The organism is Staphylococcus sp. HMSC62D11 (genome assembly GCF_001839145.1).
GTDB lineage: Bacteria > Bacillota > Bacilli > Staphylococcales > Staphylococcaceae > Staphylococcus > Staphylococcus lugdunensis.
In genome coordinates, this window is sequence record NZ_KV840195.1 from 45,035 (window position 1) to 61,731 (window position 16,697).

The 16,697-nt window shown below is 33.2% G+C and carries 16 protein-coding genes and 1 pseudogene; 12 read left to right on the forward strand and 5 right to left on the reverse strand.

The window, feature by feature from the left end; translation table 11 throughout:
- Window positions 1-118: 118 nt before the first annotated feature.
- Window positions 119-253: a glycopeptide resistance-associated protein GraF gene (graF, locus tag HMPREF3267_RS12675; RefSeq protein WP_002459440.1), complete on the reverse strand. Its 135-nt coding sequence runs from the start codon at window positions 251-253 to the stop codon at window positions 119-121.
- Between the two features lie 145 nt (window positions 254-398).
- Between graF and auxA the strand changes: the two genes are divergently transcribed.
- The 5 genes from auxA (at window position 399) to ptsP (ending at window position 6,290) form a co-directional block, all read left to right on the forward strand.
- Window positions 399-1,691, forward strand: a complete 1,293-nt coding sequence (gene auxA, locus HMPREF3267_RS07855; RefSeq protein ID WP_002459439.1) for a lipoteichoic acid stability factor AuxA — start codon at window positions 399-401, stop codon at window positions 1,689-1,691.
- Between the two features lie 693 nt (window positions 1,692-2,384).
- A complete protein-coding gene (locus HMPREF3267_RS07860; protein ID WP_002478374.1) occupies window positions 2,385-3,557 on the forward strand; it encodes a class I SAM-dependent rRNA methyltransferase in 1,173 nt (390 codons plus the stop codon).
- Window positions 3,558-3,611: 54 nt separating this feature from the next.
- A complete protein-coding gene (locus HMPREF3267_RS07865) occupies window positions 3,612-4,154 on the forward strand; it encodes a hypothetical protein (protein ID WP_002478373.1) in 543 nt (180 codons plus the stop codon).
- Window positions 4,155-4,305: 151 nt separating this feature from the next.
- Complete coding sequence (locus tag HMPREF3267_RS07870; RefSeq protein WP_002459436.1) at window positions 4,306-4,572, forward strand: phosphocarrier protein HPr; 267 nt, start codon at window positions 4,306-4,308, stop codon at window positions 4,570-4,572.
- A gap of 2 nt (window positions 4,573-4,574) precedes the next feature.
- The gene (ptsP, locus tag HMPREF3267_RS07875) at window positions 4,575-6,290 is read left to right on the forward strand and encodes a phosphoenolpyruvate--protein phosphotransferase (RefSeq protein ID WP_002478372.1); all 1,716 of its coding nucleotides are present in this window, start codon (window positions 4,575-4,577) and stop codon (window positions 6,288-6,290) included.
- A gap of 95 nt (window positions 6,291-6,385) precedes the next feature.
- Here the strand turns inward: ptsP and HMPREF3267_RS07880 are convergent, their stop codons facing one another.
- A complete protein-coding gene (locus tag HMPREF3267_RS07880) occupies window positions 6,386-6,619 on the reverse strand; it encodes a glutaredoxin family protein (protein WP_062077479.1) in 234 nt (77 codons plus the stop codon).
- Window positions 6,620-6,929: 310 nt separating this feature from the next.
- Here HMPREF3267_RS07880 and HMPREF3267_RS07885 point away from each other — a divergent pair, with 310 nt between their 5' ends.
- From HMPREF3267_RS07885 to HMPREF3267_RS12880, 3 genes and pseudogenes are all read left to right on the forward strand, one after another.
- Window positions 6,930-7,946 carry a cytochrome d ubiquinol oxidase subunit II gene (locus HMPREF3267_RS07885; protein WP_062077481.1) on the forward strand — a complete coding sequence of 339 codons (1,017 nt, stop codon included), beginning with the start codon at window positions 6,930-6,932 and terminating at the stop codon, window positions 7,944-7,946.
- Between the two features lie 68 nt (window positions 7,947-8,014).
- Entirely contained in the window at window positions 8,015-8,674 is a 660-nt protein-coding gene (locus HMPREF3267_RS07890) for a potassium channel family protein (RefSeq protein ID WP_002459431.1), read from the forward strand.
- A 314-nt stretch (window positions 8,675-8,988) separates the two neighbouring features.
- Window positions 8,989-9,159, forward strand: a pseudogene (locus tag HMPREF3267_RS12880) (IS5/IS1182 family transposase); the annotation flags it as partial.
- A 109-nt stretch (window positions 9,160-9,268) separates the two neighbouring features.
- Here the strand turns inward: HMPREF3267_RS12880 and rnjA are convergent.
- From rnjA to def, 3 genes are all read right to left on the reverse strand, one after another.
- Window positions 9,269-10,948, reverse strand: a complete 1,680-nt coding sequence (gene rnjA / locus HMPREF3267_RS07895) for a ribonuclease J1 (RefSeq protein WP_062077483.1) — start codon at window positions 10,946-10,948, stop codon at window positions 9,269-9,271.
- Entirely contained in the window at window positions 10,948-11,166 is a 219-nt protein-coding gene (locus HMPREF3267_RS07900) for a DNA-dependent RNA polymerase subunit epsilon (protein ID WP_002459428.1), read from the reverse strand. The genes rnjA and HMPREF3267_RS07900 overlap by 1 nt, the downstream gene beginning before the upstream one ends.
- A gap of 434 nt (window positions 11,167-11,600) precedes the next feature.
- Window positions 11,601-12,152 carry a peptide deformylase gene (gene def / locus HMPREF3267_RS07905; RefSeq protein WP_002478367.1) on the reverse strand — a complete coding sequence of 184 codons (552 nt, stop codon included), beginning with the start codon at window positions 12,150-12,152 and terminating at the stop codon, window positions 11,601-11,603.
- Between the two features lie 137 nt (window positions 12,153-12,289).
- Here def and HMPREF3267_RS07910 point away from each other — a divergent pair, with 137 nt between their 5' ends.
- The 4 genes from HMPREF3267_RS07910 (at window position 12,290) to HMPREF3267_RS07925 (ending at window position 16,696) form a co-directional block, all read left to right on the forward strand.
- On the forward strand, window positions 12,290-12,919 hold the full coding sequence (locus HMPREF3267_RS07910; RefSeq protein WP_002459426.1) for a YkyA family protein: 630 nt from the start codon (window positions 12,290-12,292) through the stop codon (window positions 12,917-12,919).
- Between the two features lie 166 nt (window positions 12,920-13,085).
- Window positions 13,086-14,198, forward strand: a complete 1,113-nt coding sequence (pdhA, locus tag HMPREF3267_RS07915; RefSeq protein ID WP_002459425.1) for a pyruvate dehydrogenase (acetyl-transferring) E1 component subunit alpha — start codon at window positions 13,086-13,088, stop codon at window positions 14,196-14,198.
- Window positions 14,199-14,201: 3 nt separating this feature from the next.
- The gene (locus HMPREF3267_RS07920; protein WP_002459424.1) at window positions 14,202-15,179 is read left to right on the forward strand and encodes an alpha-ketoacid dehydrogenase subunit beta; all 978 of its coding nucleotides are present in this window, start codon (window positions 14,202-14,204) and stop codon (window positions 15,177-15,179) included.
- Between the two features lie 212 nt (window positions 15,180-15,391).
- Window positions 15,392-16,696, forward strand: coding sequence for a dihydrolipoamide acetyltransferase family protein (locus tag HMPREF3267_RS07925; RefSeq protein WP_002478366.1), 1,305 nt, complete (start codon window positions 15,392-15,394; stop codon window positions 16,694-16,696).
- Window position 16,697 lies beyond the last annotated feature (1 nt).

Consider the following 16,697-nt stretch of genomic DNA (forward strand, 5'->3'; position numbering starts at 1 on the left):
AAATTTGGGAGCGAGACAGAAGTTATTATGAATTCTGTCCCGCTCCCATAGATTTAACTTAACATATTTAAATTTAATATAAGAAGCAGTGTGCACTGCGAAATAAATTATATTACGTTTAGTCTAATGTGTCTTGAACATCTTTTTTAGTTTGTTCTATGCTATCTTCTGTACTTTCTTTTTCCTTTTTAAGCTTTTCTTCAGCTTCTTTAGCTTTTTCTGCGGATTTTTTATTTAATTCTTCATTTGACATAAATAACACTCCTTAATAGTGATTATATTTGTTGTATACCCTGACCATTTATTGTTAAACTTTTGCTAAGTCTATAGTCGTATTTAATGAAATATTAAAGACAAGTCGGGCTTCTTCATATATAATAACTTTTGAGGTGAACAGTATGTCTTTTCTTAAGAAACACACCGAGATTATTTTCAGTTATATCATCGGTTTCGTTTCACTTTTCACAGGTCTCATTGTTTTGATTAACTTGCCTTTAATTAAAGAGCTTAATCAAAAGGAAAAAGTTGATTTAAAGATTTTTTCGGTATGGGACTTCCTGAATGCATTTTTTAGTGAAATTATTAGAGTGATGAGTAGGTTTATAGGCGCTTTTCCTATTATAAGTGCTATAATCATTATCCTTTTTGGTGTCTTAGTCATCTTTATTGGCTACACATTATTTAGAACAACGAAGTATGATTATGATATTTCAATTTTTTATTTAATATTCGGAATCGTTTTCTTTATCATTACGATTTTATTAATGACGCAAGTTTATGGTTTCTGGGCAATTATTTTTATTTTCCCATTTGTCATTCATATTGGTTATATTGTATATAAAGATGAATTAAATCCAAACAATAGAAAGAATCATTATTTGTGGATTATACTGTCATATGGTATCAGTTACCTTATTACACAAATTTCTTTATACGGCAAAGTAGATGCTAATGAAATTGCACCTATTGATATTTTAAGTGTAAATACTTTCTTCATTATTATGTGGTTGTTAGGGCAAATGTCTATTTGGAACTTTTTATTCTTAAGACGTGCGCTACCATTAACAAAAGAAGAGTTAGGTGAAGAATATGATTTATCTAGAACATCAAAAGGCAATGTTTCAAATCAAACGAAAGTTCACTTAAAGCAACTTCAAGATAAGACAACAGAATATGCACGTAAGACTAGAAGAAGTGTCGATTTAGATAAAATTAGAAAGAAAAGAGACAAATTCAAAAACAAAGTTAAAAATATCATTAATATTGAAGAAGATGATATTCCAAATTGGATGCGTAAGCCAAAATGGGTAAAGCCAGTATTTGTAGAAATCTTTTGTGGTATTATTATTTTCTTATTTACCTTTATTGAATTTAACAATAGAAATTCGCTTTTTGTTTCTGGTGAGTGGAAAATATCTCAAACACAGTATGTCATTGAATGGGTTACATTGCTTATACTAATATTTATTATTATTGTGTATATTGCAACGACGTTGACACACTATTTACGCGGTAAATTTTATTATTTGCAACTGTTTATGATTAGTATTCTGTTCTTTAAATTACTTACAGAATTTATCAACATCATGATTCATGGATTACTATTATCCGTATTTATTACGCCAACATTAATCATTATGTTGATAGCAGTTATTGTAGCATTTAGTTTACAAGTTAGAGATGAGCCATAAATGATATATGATCGACCAACGAATGTCGTTCTGATAGTGGCTGGAATATGAATGCTAAAATAATAAAGGTCAGTATTTAAATACAAAGGCATAGCTCTAAGATGATTTCAAAATTGAAGAATTGTCTTAGAGCTTAGTTTATGTTAAATATCATATTTCTCCATTTTTCTATGGTACAGCTTGAGTCTACACAAGCTGGTAGTGCTTGAAATTTTTTGATAGGATCCTAGTTTTTAACTTGGCTTATTCTTTTAAGAACCTTGTTATCAATGAGTCTAGGATATCATTATGTTATAGGCTATGAACGCTATATTGGCAGTAGTTGACCAGATTGAAAATACCCTTATACCAGGCTTTTTTCAATCCTACGCAATCTTGCCGGGGTGGAACTAAAATTTCATTATGAATGCTGTCTTGCTCCAGAATAGTTTTAAAACATAACACACTCACGTATAATTTAATAAATGATTGCTAAATATAATTAAGAATAAACGCTTTACAAACTAAAATATAATGTATCAATTATAAAAATGGTAGTTTTGCCACGATTTGGATGGAAATTGCCATTTTTCTTTGATTAGAAACGATTTACAGGCCAATCTCTTTTTTATGATGATATCTATAAATTTGTTAATATAAAAGAAACAGTGATAAAGCCTAACATATTTTAATAAAGGAAGGCAGAGAACGTTTATGAAGACAGCTATTATAAATAAAGGGAAAGAACAGAAATATTTAAATCATTATCCTTTAGTAGATGAAGAAGATATTTATCGCCAGGATCATTTAAAAGAGGGCGATTTATTTCAGTTAACAACTGATCAAGGTCGTTATATTGCCACAGCATATGTAGGACGGCAACATAAAGGATTAGGATGGGTGTTAAGTTATAATCCAAGTGAAGAGATTACTACTTCATTTTTCACACAATTATTCACAGATGCTTTAGCTGAACGTGACTACTATTTTCATATTGATGGTACAAATGCATTTCGCTTGTTTAATGCAGAAGGAGATGGAATTGGTGGTTTAACGATTGATAATTATAACGGTCATTTACTTGTTCAATGGTATTCAAAAGGTATCTACAAATTTAAATTTGAAATTTTGCAAGCGATAGAAACAGTTATTCCTTACAAATCTATTTACGAAAAAATGAGATTTAAAGATGCTGATTATTCAGGTGGTTTCGTCAAAGGAGAAGCACCACAATTTCCGATAGTTATTGAAGAGAATTTTACATTTTACAATGTTGATTTAAATGATGGATTAATGACAGGAATATTTTTAGACCAAAAAGAAGTGCGTAAAAAGTTACGTGATCAATATGCTGAACAAAAAAATGTCCTTAATTTATTCAGCTATACAGGAGCTTTTTCAGTTATTGCAGCTAATCATGCACAATCAACGACAAGTGTTGATTTGGCTAATCGTTCTAGAGCTTTAACGGAAGAAAATTTTGGTCTTAACGGCATAGATCCTAAGACACAATTCATTTATGTAATGGATACATTTGATTTTTATAAATATGCACATAGACACAATCGCTTTTATGATACGATTGTGATTGATCCGCCAAGTTTTGCACGTAATAAAAAGAAAACTTTTTCCGTACAAAAAAATTATGATGAGCTCATAAATGGTGCATTAAGCGTTCTAGCGCCAAATGGTGTATTGTTATTATGCACAAACTCAAGTATCTTCTCATTAAAAGCATTTAAATCTGTCATTAAATCGACTTTAGAACAGGCGAATGTAGATTATGAAATTAAAGAAGTCATGGGTTTGCCGAAGGACTTTAAAACGCATCCGCATTATAAACCGTCTAAATATTTGAAAGCAGTTTTTATTCAAATCAAGAATTAAATTTAGTGAAGTGGGTATAATACCGTCATGACACAAAATGAAAGGTGATATTTCATGGGGATTAGACAAAATTTAAGTAATCGAATAACGACTAAAGTAGGTCAAAAAGTATTTAAAATAGAGGATATTAAAGAAAAAAATGCCATGCCAACGACACAGGATGAGTTAGCTAGATGTCGTGAAAGGGCAGAGGCAATCGTTAAAAGAAAATCTTTGATGTCTTCAACGGCTTCTGTTGTACCTATTCCTGGATTGGACTTTGGTGTAGATATTAAATTGATGCGCGATATTATTGAAGATGTAAACAAACTATATGGATTAGATCATAAACAAGTAAACACACTTGGAGATGATTTAAGAGAACGTATTTTTGCTGCGGCTGCTATTCAAGGTAGTCAATTCATCGGCAAAAAAGTATCAAGTGCTGTGCTTAAAATTGTTATTAAGGACATGGCTAAGCGAGCAGCTGCCAAACAAACGCGATGGTTTCCATTAGTAGGTCAAGCAATTTCAGCATCTATTAGTTATTATTTTATGAACAAATTGGGACAAGATCATATTGAAAAATGTGAAAAAGTAATCAAGGATATTATTTAAATGTAACTTTATGTAGTATAATCAACATATACAACAATATCTCACTATATACGAATTGAATTTATTAATATAATTTGGTAGTGTTATTGTATAAAAATACGTTAGATGACTGAAAAATGAATTTTCTAACTGTAAGAAGGAGACTTTTACTATGGAACAAAAATCATATGTAATTATTGATGAAACAGGAATTCATGCACGTCCAGCTACAATGTTAGTTCAGACTGCTTCTAAATTTGATTCAGATATTCAATTAGAATATAACGGTAAAAAAGTTAACTTAAAATCAATCATGGGTGTAATGAGCTTAGGTGTAGGTAAAGACGCAGAAATCACTATTTATGCAGATGGTAGCGATGAAGCGGATGCAATTCAATCAATCAGTGATGTCTTATCTAAAGAAGGTTTAACTGAATAATTATGTCTAACTTAATCAACGGCATTGCAGCTTCAGATGGGGTTGCTATTGCAAAAGCATATTTACTTGTTGAACCAGATTTATCATTCACCAATGAAAAAATCACTGATATAGATGCTGAAATCAATAAATTTAAAAATGCTGTAGAAGCATCTAAAATTGAATTGACTAAAATTAGAAATAATGCAGAAAAACAATTAGGTGCTGACAAAGCAGCTATTTTTGATGCGCATTTATTAGTCCTAGATGATCCTGAATTAATTCAACCAATTGAAGATAAAATCTCTAATGAGAAAGTGAATGCACCTCAAGCATTAAATGAAGTGACATCACAATTCATTACGATTTTTGAATCAATGGATAATGAATATATGAAAGAGCGTGCTGCAGATATTAGAGACGTATCTAAACGTTTACTTGCACATATTCTAGGCGTGGAATTACCTAACCCAAGTATTATTGATGAAAGTGTCGTTATTGTGGGGAATGACTTAACACCTTCAGATACTGCACAATTAAATAAAGACTTTGTTCAAGGATTTGTGACAAACATTGGCGGTAGAACAAGTCATTCAGCAATTATGAGTCGTTCACTTGAAATCCCTGCTGTCGTTGGTACAAAATCAATCACACACCAAGTTAAACAAGGAGATATGATTATTGTTGATGGTATAACTGGTGATGTTATTATTGATCCAACTGAAGATGAACTGATCGCATATCAACATAAACGTGAACGTTTCTTTGAAGATAAAAAAGAACTTCAAAAACTACGTGATGCTGAAACGGTTTCTTTAGATGGTATTCATGCTGAACTTGCAGCGAATATCGGTACGCCAGATGACTTGTATGGCGTTATTGAAAACGGTGCTGAAGGCATTGGCTTATATAGAACAGAATTTTTATATATGGGCAGAGATCAAATGCCAACTGAAGATGAGCAATTTGAAGCATATAAAAAAGTGCTTGAAACGATGAAAGATAAACGCGTCGTAGTCCGTACATTAGATATTGGTGGAGATAAAGAACTACCTTATCTTAATTTGCCTAAAGAAATGAACCCATTCTTAGGTTACCGTGCGATTCGATTGTGCTTAGATCAACCTGATATTTTCAGACCACAGTTGCGCGCTCTTTTACGTGCTTCAGCATATGGAAAATTAAATATTATGTTCCCAATGGTTGCTACTATTAATGAGTTTAGAGATGCCAAAGCGCTTCTTTTAGAAGAAAAAGAAAATCTAAAAAATGAAGGACATGACGTGTCAGATGATATCGAGCTCGGAATAATGGTAGAAATCCCATCAACAGCTGCATTAGCTGATATCTTTGCTAAAGAAGTTGATTTCTTCAGTATCGGTACTAATGATTTGATTCAATACACAATGGCTGCTGACCGCATGTCAGAACGTGTATCATACCTTTATCAACCATATAATCCAGCTATTTTACGTCTAGTGAAACAAGTGATTGAAGCTTCTCATAAAGAAGGTAAATGGACTGGTATGTGTGGCGAGATGGCTGGCGATGAAACAGCAATTCCATTATTACTTGGTTTAGGTTTAGATGAATTCTCTATGAGTGCAACATCTATCTTAAAAGCAAGACGTCAAATTAATGGATTAAGTAAAAATGAAATGACGGAATTAGCTAATAGAGCGATTAATTGTTCAACACAAGAACAAGTAAAAGAATTAGTTCACAATATAGCTCGATAAAATTTAATTTCACAATAAAGAAGAACCTTATTGGCAATTATTGTCAGTAAGGTTCTTCTTTTTATAAATAAAAACGATAGTCAGTGTCTAACTGATTATACTGTTATGTTGAATGCGTGATTAATTTTATCAATATCTACAGTATACATTGGTTCGTCATTAAGCAATATAAACGGTGTTGCAAACGCATCATAATCTAACATTTCCACACGATAAGCTTGATGCTTTATATGTTTTTCTTCAAAAGGAATTTGATGTTCATGTAAATAATTCTTAATAAAGGAACAAGGTGGACAATCGTCTTGTGTATAAAGTGTAATGTGTGCCATAAAGTTATCCTTTCATTTTTATACTGGATTTACTATATAAAAATAACGCTCAAAAATCAACTTATGAACAATATGTGAAAATAGGACAAAATGATTTTTTTATAGTGCATATATTTATATACTATATATCTAATTGTTTATACTATGAAATCAACGTGAGGGTGATATTAAGCATGAATTTAGTTAAAAAGAGATATGTATTATTAGCACCATATAACAATGAATTAAACACTATAGTGGCATGTAAGTGTCCTTGTAGTTTTACATATAATGTATTTAATTCTGTTCTAATGGAAAGAGGTGAGCAGTAATGGCATACACTGGGATAAGTATGCTGGTGCTTTGGATTTGTTTATTTTTTTATGTCATTGCTGCGGGTATTTATTTTGGAACAGGGTGCTTTGCTTTTTATATGCACATGTCTGGTGAAGAGAAGAAGTCAAAAGTACTTTATAAATTTATGATAAATCCCATTTGGGGCTTAATTAATATATGTTGCGTGTTTTGTTATGTAGGTATGATTGCTTTATTTCCATCAGCAATTCACTATTTGAATACAATGATTTTAATTCCTGGTTCAATAGCACTTATCTGTATAATCATCAGAGGTTGCAGTTATATTTTTATCAATAAAAGAGCTGACATAAGTCTACCATGGCTGTTGATATATTGTTTGTCTGGATTAGGAATTCCGGCTGCATTAGCATCTGTTCTCACTATATCAGAAGGCGGTTATATTGTAGAAGATGGCGCACACCTTGATTTGAATTGGGTACAACTGGCCATTAGTCCGTTTGCTTGGTCAGTAGTCTTTTTAGCCGTGATAACAGTGTTGTATATTTCAGCAGGTTTTTTGACATATTCTGCAGCAAAATTAAAAGATACACACGTATATTTAACTGTAAGAAAGTGGCTGTTGCTTTGGAGTATGCCAATGATTATGGTCTCATTATTTGTTTTTCTATCATTACGAATTCAAAATGCGAATCATTTTACCAATGCGATATATAATTATTGGTGGATGTTTACTTTAAGTTTACTATGTTTTATCATTGCGATGTCTCTAGCTTTGTTAAAAAAATACCATGGAATCGCAATGCTTATGATGATATTACAACTGTTTTTTGCTTTTTTCGGTTACGGGTTGAGTAAGTTACCTTATATTGTATATCCATTTGTTAAAATAACAGATACTACAGTTAGTGTTGCTACAGGATTAACACTTATGATTGTTATTATTTTAGGTTTACTTTTACTTATTCCATCGTTAATATTATTATTGAGATTAGCAACAGACAATAAAGGGATTGTCAAAAATCAGAAATAAAGATTGAGTGAGGATTGGGTTCTTATTATACCTATCCTCATTTCTATCATGATAGGAGTATACTTACTATGGATAAAGAGTACGTTGTGATTGGATTAGGACGTTTTGGGGGAAGTATTGTTAGAGAACTAAATGCACTTGATATGGATGTTATGGCGATTGACCACGATGAAGCTAGAGTTAATGAATATAGTGATATTGCAACACATGCGGTCATTGCTGACACTACGGATGAAGCAGTAATGAAAAGTTTAGGTATTCGAAACTTTGATCATGTCATCGTAGCCATAGGGGAAAATATTCAATCTAGTACCTTAACAACGTTGATATTAAAGGAACTAGGTGTTAAGAAAGTAACGGCTAAAGCCCAAAATGATTATCATGCTAAAATATTAAATAAAATTGGGGCAGATACGGTAGTACATCCAGAACGGGATATGGGACGACGTATTGCACATAATGTAGCAAGTGCCAGTGTGCTTGATTATTTAGAGTTATCTGATGAACATTCACTAGTTGAACTTAAGGCGAGTGAAAAGATGGCTGGACAGTCCATTGTCAATTTAGATATTCGAGCTCAATATGGAATCAATATCATTGCAATAAAGCGGGGTAAAGAAATTATTGTATCACCAGACCCAAATATCAATATTGAAATTGGCGATATTTTAATCATGATTGGACATGATAATGATTTAAATCGCTTTGAAAAGAAAATTGTTCGCTAAGAAATAATCTATTTTAAACATAAAAAGAGGCTGGGATATAAATCTCAGAAAAATAGCGCTCAGATGAGTTGAATTCAACTCATCTGAGCGCTTCTTTTTATTCAATACTTCGTATTGTTGGCTCGCTTTCTTAGGGGACAGCTTCAGCCTGTAGTCTTCAGCTCGTCCTGTTTCCTCAAGAGTCTCGCCAAAATACGTCGCATTTATATGTAATTTTACATCAACATACTTTAAAAAAATAAGGCACTTTCGTATCATTTAATAAATATCACTAAACTAAATTAACGAGGTACCTTATGTAAAAAGATTATAACGTGACGCAACTTACACTACCAATAGAAACTTCAATTCTTATTCCTGCAAATGATATTTCTCGATATGTAAATGAAATTGTTGAAACAATCCCAGATAATGAATTCGATGAATTCAAACACCATCGTGGGACTACATCTTATCCCCCTAAAATGATAACGAGCTGTATATTATCTAATACATAAGGGAAAAGCCAATTTCTATCAAATAATTTTAATAGAAATTGGCTTTTTTACATTGTTTAAGAACTTAATGTCTGAGACCCTTAGTATGGTCTAAATATCATTCTTCATTGACTTTCATAATCACAGGTAAAATCATTGGTTTGCGCGCTGTTTTTTCGTATAAATAAGGCTGCAATGTTTCAATGATAGATGATTTAATTTGATGCCATTGAATGTCTTTATTACTATTTAATTTGGAAATAACATCAGTTTTGATGCGACGTTGTGCATCGTATATCAATTGTCCAGATTCACGCATGTAGACGAAGCCACGTGAGATAATATCTGGTCCAGATAATAATTTGTTTGTTTTGAAATCAATGCTAACAACAATAATCACGAGACCTTCTTCAGAAAGAAGTTTACGGTCACGAATAACTACATTGCCAATATCACCAATACCACTACCATCAACCAAGACGTTACCGGATGGAATGCGACCAGCTTTACGTGCTGAATCATGCGTTAAAGCAAGTACATCACCAATGTCAAAAATAAAGACATTTTCTTCTGGTACACCGCAATCCACACCAGTTTGACCATGTGCTGTTAACATGCGGTACTCACCATGAATAGGTAAGAAGAACTTGGGTTGTATTAAGCGTAACATTAATTGTTGGTCACCTTGAGAACCATGTCCAGATGTATGGATATTAGATATTTTACTATGAATAACCTCTGCACCAGCTTTATATAATGCATTGATGGTTCTATTAATACTTTTAGTATTACCTGGTATAGGTGAGGAGCTAAATACAACTGTATCTTCTGGGATGATTTTAATTTGTTTGTGTGTACCATTAGCTATTCTTGATAATGCAGCCATTGGTTCACCTTGAGAACCTGTACATAAAATCAATAATTCATGTTTTGGAATATGATGAATTTTATTAGGTTCAACGAATGTTTCAGGTGGAGCTTTAATATAGCCTAACTCCATACCAATTTTAATATTATTTTCCATTGAACGACCAAATGTCACAATTTTACGGTTGTACTTAATTGCTGCTTCTACCGCTTGTTGGACACGATAAATATTTGAAGCGAATGTTGCAAAGATAATACGGCCTTTGCAATTTCTAAAAATCTTATCCACATTTTGGCCAACTTCACGTTCACTTAATGTGAAGTCCGGGACGAGCGCATTCGTAGAGTCTGATAACAGACACAATACGCCTTCTTTACCAAGTTGCGCCATCTTAGCGATATTTGCAGGCGCTCCTACAGGTGTAAAGTCAAATTTGAAGTCTCCCGTGTGAACAATTTTACCTTCAGGTGTGTCAACAATAACACCATATGCTTCGGGAATACTGTGTGTTGTTAGATAGAATGATACTTCAAAATGTTTAGATTTAATTACACTATCTTCTGTAATTTCAATCAATTCCGCATTTCTTAATAAATTGTGTTCATCTAATTTATTTCTAATTAAGCCTAGAGCTAATGGGCCACCATATATAGGCACATTAATTTGCTTCAATAGGTAGGGCACACCACCTATATGGTCTTCGTGACCATGTGTTATAAACAGACCGACAATTTTGTCTTGATTCTGTTCTAAATAAGTGTAATCGGGAATAACGTAATCAATACCCAATAAATTGTCATCTGGAAATTTTATTCCAGCATCGATAATGACAATTTCATCTTTGTACTCAACGGCGTAAGTATTTTTACCTACCTCTCCAAGACCGCCAAGTGCATATACACCTACTTCATTTTGATGTAATTGTTTCATTATTCAGCGTTCTCCACATTAAAATGTTCAGAATGTTCTTTTTCATATTCTAAATGTGCGCCCTCTAATTTTGTAATAAATTCGATGTTATAATTACGATCTTTTAAATAGCGTCTAACTTGTTCTTCTGTTTCGCCTTCAACATAAATAGTTTGAGTGTTTTCTCGTACGATAACCTCGTTTTTATTATGCTGATAAAATACTTTAAATATTGCCATGTTATCTATTTCCTCCTAATACGTTAACTTTTAAATGAATTTAAATAAGAACCTAGTACATACACAGGGTAGCTAAACTAAGTACCAATGTCCTGCTCGTTTTTTAATTAATGAAATAAAATGTCACAACATACAAGCCTTTTAATTGAAATTAAAATCTTACTGCCCGTTATGTTTTCTAGGGTATATTTCGTCGTTCATGTATTGAAATTAGTAAGTACTTTACTAAAATTCCAGTTATTCATTATTTTACATGAAGTAACGGAATAAATAAAGCAGTTTATAATATACTGATAATTATTATAAAAAAACTAAGCTTTATGACAAAAATGAACAGCTAGTATCTCGTTTTAAAGATACTAGCTGTGATGATGTTACCATGATATATTGATGACTATATAATATTGTAAATATACTGCTTAGCAGTTCCTAAATTATACTTCTATTGAATCAGGTAGTGGCGTTAAAGGGTGTTCGGCATCAATATGATCATAGAACATGATACCGTTTAAATGATCAATTTCATGTTGAACGACAATAGCAGGATATCCTTTTAATCTAAGTTTAACATCTTTACCATCAATGTCTTTAGCTTTCACTGTTACTCGGTAGTGTCTATGAACGAGACCAGGTATGTTTTTATCAACGCTTAGGCAACCTTCGCCAGTAGGTAAATACGCGTACTGAACACTATAGCTTACCACTTTAGGATTGACTAACATTAAATCGTAAGAACGACCATTTCCATCATCAGGTAAATAGACAGCAATCATTTTCTTTGAAATATCTATTTGAGGTGCTGCTAAGCCAACACCTGATCGTAAGCCATATCGATTAGCAATTTCATCGTCTTGACTATTAATTAAAAATTCACGCATAGATTTTAAAGTTTGTTTATCTTCATCAGACAGTGGAAAATCAACATCTTGAGCTTCGGCACGTAATGTTGGATGACCGTCTTTAATTATATCTTTCATAGTTAACATGAATATACACCTTCCTTTATTAATTATAATCTATTATATTGAATAGCATTTATTATACGCTATTTGATTTGATTTATAAAAATACTTTCTATATCATTACAATCATTACAGTGAGTATATCTCGGGAGGGACTATAAATGAAATTATATCGAGCTTTGGGTGTCTTGCTTGCATCCACTCTTTTGCTGGCCGGATGTACAACGGATAGAAAAGAAGTGAGAGCTTATGAAGATACGATACAACAAGCCTCTAGCAATGAACAAGTTATAAACTCAACTGGTCAAAAATTAAATGATTTAGAAAAGCAAAAGCAACAGTATTATAAAAAAATTGTAACTAATAATCCAGACACACGTGTTAAAGTTGCTGATAAGATGATTAGTAATATCAATGAAAGAAGCAAAGAATTTAATAAAGAAGTCAAAGCTATGAATGCTTCAAATAAAGAATTCAAAAAAGCAAGCAAGCATATTAATCAAATTAAAGATGATTCCAAAAGAAAAGAACTCAAGGAACTTGATGATGCACTCAAAGATAAATACAAAAAGCACGATGATTATGCCGCAGCATATCGTAATATTTTAGATAAAGAACGATCATACTTTAAATTGTTGAAACAAAAAACGGTTATGCAACAACAAGAAAAAGAAAAGGGAGAAGCAATTAACAAGGCTCAAAAAACATTTAAGCAAAAATTTGAAGCATACATAAAAGCGTTGAATAAGGTCAATAAAGAAAAAGGAGATATTGACAAAATAAGCGAATGATTTAACTAATACAGATTGTCTAAATGGACTAATACAGATGGATAATCTGTATTCTTTTTTAGTAACACAGAACTTTTCCAAATTGATTAACAGGTCTATTTATTTATGATACAATACAAATGGATAAAATGAATTTCTATTATATGGGAAAGGTATGGTGAATTGAATGGCTCCTAAGTTACAAGCCCAATTCGATGCAGTAAAAGTTTTAAATGAGACGCAATCGAAATTTGAAATGGTTCAAATTTTGGATGTAGATGGTAATGTCGTAAATGAAGACTTAGTACCTGATTTAACAGATGAACAACTTGTAGAATTGATGGAAAGAATGGTATGGACTCGAATTCTTGACCAACGTTCTATTTCATTAAATAGACAAGGACGTCTAGGTTTCTATGCGCCTACAGCAGGACAAGAAGCTTCACAATTAGCTTCACAATATGCTTTAGAAAAAGAAGACTTTATTTTACCTGGTTACCGTGATGTACCACAAATTATTTGGCACGGTTTACCATTAACTGAAGCATTCTTATTCTCAAGAGGTCACTTCAAAGGAAATCAATTCCCTGAAGGTGTAAATGCCTTTAGTCCACAAATTATTATCGGTGCGCAATACATTCAAACTGCTGGTGTCGCATTTGGTATTAAAAAACGTGGTAAAAAAGCAGTAGCGATTACTTACACAGGTGACGGTGGATCTTCACAAGGTGACTTCTATGAAGGTATAAACTTTGCTTCTGCTTATAAAGCGCCTGCAATTTTTGTAATTCAAAATAATAACTACGCGATTTCTACACCACGTAGTAAGCAAACAGCTGCCACTACATTGGCTCAAAAAGCAATTTCTGTAGGTATTCCTGGTATTCAAGTTGATGGAATGGATCCATTAGCAGTTTATCAAGCAACTAAAGAAGCACGTGATCGTGCAGTTGCAGGTGAAGGTCCTACTTTAATTGAAACAATGACATATCGTTATGGACCACATACAATGGCTGGTGACGACCCAACTCGTTACAGAACTTCAGATGAAGATGCAGAATGGGAGAAAAAAGATCCATTAGTACGTTTCAGAAAATTCCTTGAAAATAAAGGTTTATGGAATGAAGATAAAGAAAACGAAGTAATTGAACGTGCTAAAGATGATATTAAAAAAGCAATCAAAGAGGCAGACAAAGTTGAAAAACAAAAAGTTACTGACTTAATGGACATCATGTATGAAGAAATGCCTCAAAACTTAGCTGAACAATATGAAATTTACAAAGAGAAGGAGTCGAAATAAGCCATGGCACAAATGACAATGGTTCAAGCGATTAACAATGCGCTTAAAACTGAATTGCAAAATGACGAAAATGTTTTAATTTTCGGTGAAGACGTTGGTGTTAACGGCGGTGTATTCCGTGTTACTGAAGGTTTACAAAAAGAATTCGGTGAAGACCGTGTATTCGATACTCCATTAGCTGAATCAGGTATTGGTGGTTTGGCTCTTGGTTTAACTACTCAAGGATATCGTCCAGTTATGGAAATTCAATTCCTTGGCTTCGTTTTTGAAGTGTTTGACGAAGTTGCTGGACAAATCGCGCGTACTCGTTTCCGTTCAGGTGGTACAAAAACAGCTCCTGTAACTATTCGTACACCATTTGGTGGTGGGGTACATACGCCTGAGTTACACGCTGATAACTTAGAAGGTATTTTAGCTCAATCACCTGGTATTAAAGTAGTTATTCCTTCAGGCCCTTACGATGCAAAAGGTTTATTAATTTCATCTATTAGATCTAATGACCCAGTTGTTTATTTAGAACATATGAAATTATACCGTTCATTCCGTGAAGAGGTACCTGAAGAAGAATATACAATTGAAATTGGCAAAGCTAAAGTTGTTAAAGAAGGTACAGATATCACTTTAATCGCTTATGGTGCAATGGTTCAAGAATCCGTTAAAGCTGCTGAAGAACTTGAAAAAGATGGTCATTCAGTAGAAGTGATTGACTTACGTACTGTTCAGCCATTAGATATGGATACGCTAGTTGCTTCTGTTGAAAAAACAGGACGCGTTGTTGTTGTTCAAGAAGCACAACGTCAATCAGGTGTTGGCGCAAATGTTGCTGCTGAATTACAAGAAAGAGCAATTTTATCATTAGAAGCACCAATTGCACGTGTTGCTGCTGCTGATACAGTTTATCCATTCACTCAAGCTGAAAATGTTTGGTTACCAAACAAAAATGATATTGTTGAACAAGCAAAAGCAACATTAGAGTTCTAATAATTTGTTGTAAAAAATTGCAAGACTTACTTTTGAATAAATGATTTAGATGTGTAAAAATGAACTATGAGGTCGGGACAACTAAGGGTTTTGTATCATCTGGTAAAACGCATTAAAAAAGCTTTTCTAGTTGCATATTAAGCTGATGTCTCAACCTCATGTTATAAATTTAATGAAATAATTGAAAATGACATTATTAGGAGGACAAGAACGTGGCATTTGAATTTAGATTACCCGACATTGGTGAAGGTATCCACGAAGGTGAAATTGTAAAGTGGTTTGTTAAAGCCGGAGACACTATTGAAGAAGATGATGTGTTAGCTGAAGTTCAAAACGATAAATCCGTAGTTGAAATCCCTTCTCCAGTAAGCGGTACAATTGAAGAAGTGGTAGTAGACGAAGGAACTGTTGCAGTAGTAGGAGACGTCATCGTTAAAATTGATGCACCTGATGCTGAAGAAATGCAATTTAAAGGTCATGATGACGATTCATCAGCTAAAGAAGAGCCAGCTAAAGAAGAAGCTAAAGCTGAAACTGAAGAAGCGCCAGCAGCATCAGCTTCACAAGATGAAGAAGTAGACGAAAACAGAAAAATTAAAGCAATGCCTTCAGTTCGTAAATATGCACGTGAAAAAGGTGTTAATATTAAAGCGGTTGCTGGTTCAGGTAAAAATGGCCGTATCACAAAAGAAGACATTGACAACCACTTAAATGGTGGCGGTGCTCAAGCTGCATCTGCTTCTAATGAAAGTGCAGCTGCTTCAACTTCTGAAGAGACTTCTGCACCTCAAACTCAATCGGTTCCAGAAGGCGACTTCCCTGAAACAACTGAAAAAATCCCTGCAATGCGTAGAGCAATTGCTAAAGCAATGGTTAACTCTAAACACACTGCACCTCACGTAACATTAATGGATGAAATTGATGTTCAAGACTTATGGGATCACCGTAAAAAATTCAAAGAAATTGCAGCTGAACAAGGTATTAAATTAACATTCTTACCATATGTAGTTAAAGCACTTGTTTCTGCACTTAAAAAATATCCAGCACTTAATACTTCATTCAATGAAGAAGCTGGCGAAATTGTTCACAAACATTATTGGAATATTGGTATCGCAGCTGACACTGACAGAGGTTTATTAGTGCCAGTAGTTAAAAATGCAGATCGTAAATCTATCTTCCAAATTTCAGATGAAATTAACGAATTAGCTGTTAAAGCTCGCGACGGTAAATTAACTTCTGAAGAAATGAAAGGTGCTACATGTACTATCAGTAATATCGGTTCTGCTGGTGGACAATGGTTCACTCCAGTTATCAATCACCCAGAAGTAGCTATCTTAGGTATTGGCCGTATTGCACAAAAACCAATCGTTAAAGACGGCGAAATCGTTGCAGCTCCTGTATTAGCATTATCATTAAGCTTTGACCACAGACAAATTGATGGTGCAACTGGACAAAATGCAATGAACCATATTAAACGATTATTAAATAATCCAGAATTATTATTAATGGAGGGGTAAA

What these genes read in the sequence shown, in the direction of transcription:
- graF (WP_002459440.1), bottom strand. Translation starts at nt 253, where the DNA reads ATGTCAAATGAAGAATTAAATAAAAAATCCGCAGAAAAAGCTAAAGAA.
- auxA (WP_002459439.1), top strand. Translation starts at nt 399, where the DNA reads ATGTCTTTTCTTAAGAAACACACCGAGATTATTTTCAGTTATATCATC.
- HMPREF3267_RS07860 (WP_002478374.1), top strand. Translation starts at nt 2,385, where the DNA reads ATGAAGACAGCTATTATAAATAAAGGGAAAGAACAGAAATATTTAAAT.
- HMPREF3267_RS07865 (WP_002478373.1), top strand. Translation starts at nt 3,612, where the DNA reads ATGGGGATTAGACAAAATTTAAGTAATCGAATAACGACTAAAGTAGGT.
- HMPREF3267_RS07870 (WP_002459436.1), top strand. Translation starts at nt 4,306, where the DNA reads ATGGAACAAAAATCATATGTAATTATTGATGAAACAGGAATTCATGCA.
- ptsP (WP_002478372.1), top strand. Translation starts at nt 4,575, where the DNA reads ATGTCTAACTTAATCAACGGCATTGCAGCTTCAGATGGGGTTGCTATT.
- HMPREF3267_RS07880 (WP_062077479.1), bottom strand. Translation starts at nt 6,619, where the DNA reads ATGGCACACATTACACTTTATACACAAGACGATTGTCCACCTTGTTCC.
- HMPREF3267_RS07885 (WP_062077481.1), top strand. Translation starts at nt 6,930, where the DNA reads ATGGCATACACTGGGATAAGTATGCTGGTGCTTTGGATTTGTTTATTT.
- HMPREF3267_RS07890 (WP_002459431.1), top strand. Translation starts at nt 8,015, where the DNA reads ATGGATAAAGAGTACGTTGTGATTGGATTAGGACGTTTTGGGGGAAGT.
- rnjA (WP_062077483.1), bottom strand. Translation starts at nt 10,948, where the DNA reads ATGAAACAATTACATCAAAATGAAGTAGGTGTATATGCACTTGGCGGT.
- HMPREF3267_RS07900 (WP_002459428.1), bottom strand. Translation starts at nt 11,166, where the DNA reads ATGGCAATATTTAAAGTATTTTATCAGCATAATAAAAACGAGGTTATC.
- def (WP_002478367.1), bottom strand. Translation starts at nt 12,152, where the DNA reads ATGTTAACTATGAAAGATATAATTAAAGACGGTCATCCAACATTACGT.
- HMPREF3267_RS07910 (WP_002459426.1), top strand. Translation starts at nt 12,290, where the DNA reads ATGAAATTATATCGAGCTTTGGGTGTCTTGCTTGCATCCACTCTTTTG.
- pdhA (WP_002459425.1), top strand. Translation starts at nt 13,086, where the DNA reads ATGGCTCCTAAGTTACAAGCCCAATTCGATGCAGTAAAAGTTTTAAAT.
- HMPREF3267_RS07920 (WP_002459424.1), top strand. Translation starts at nt 14,202, where the DNA reads ATGGCACAAATGACAATGGTTCAAGCGATTAACAATGCGCTTAAAACT.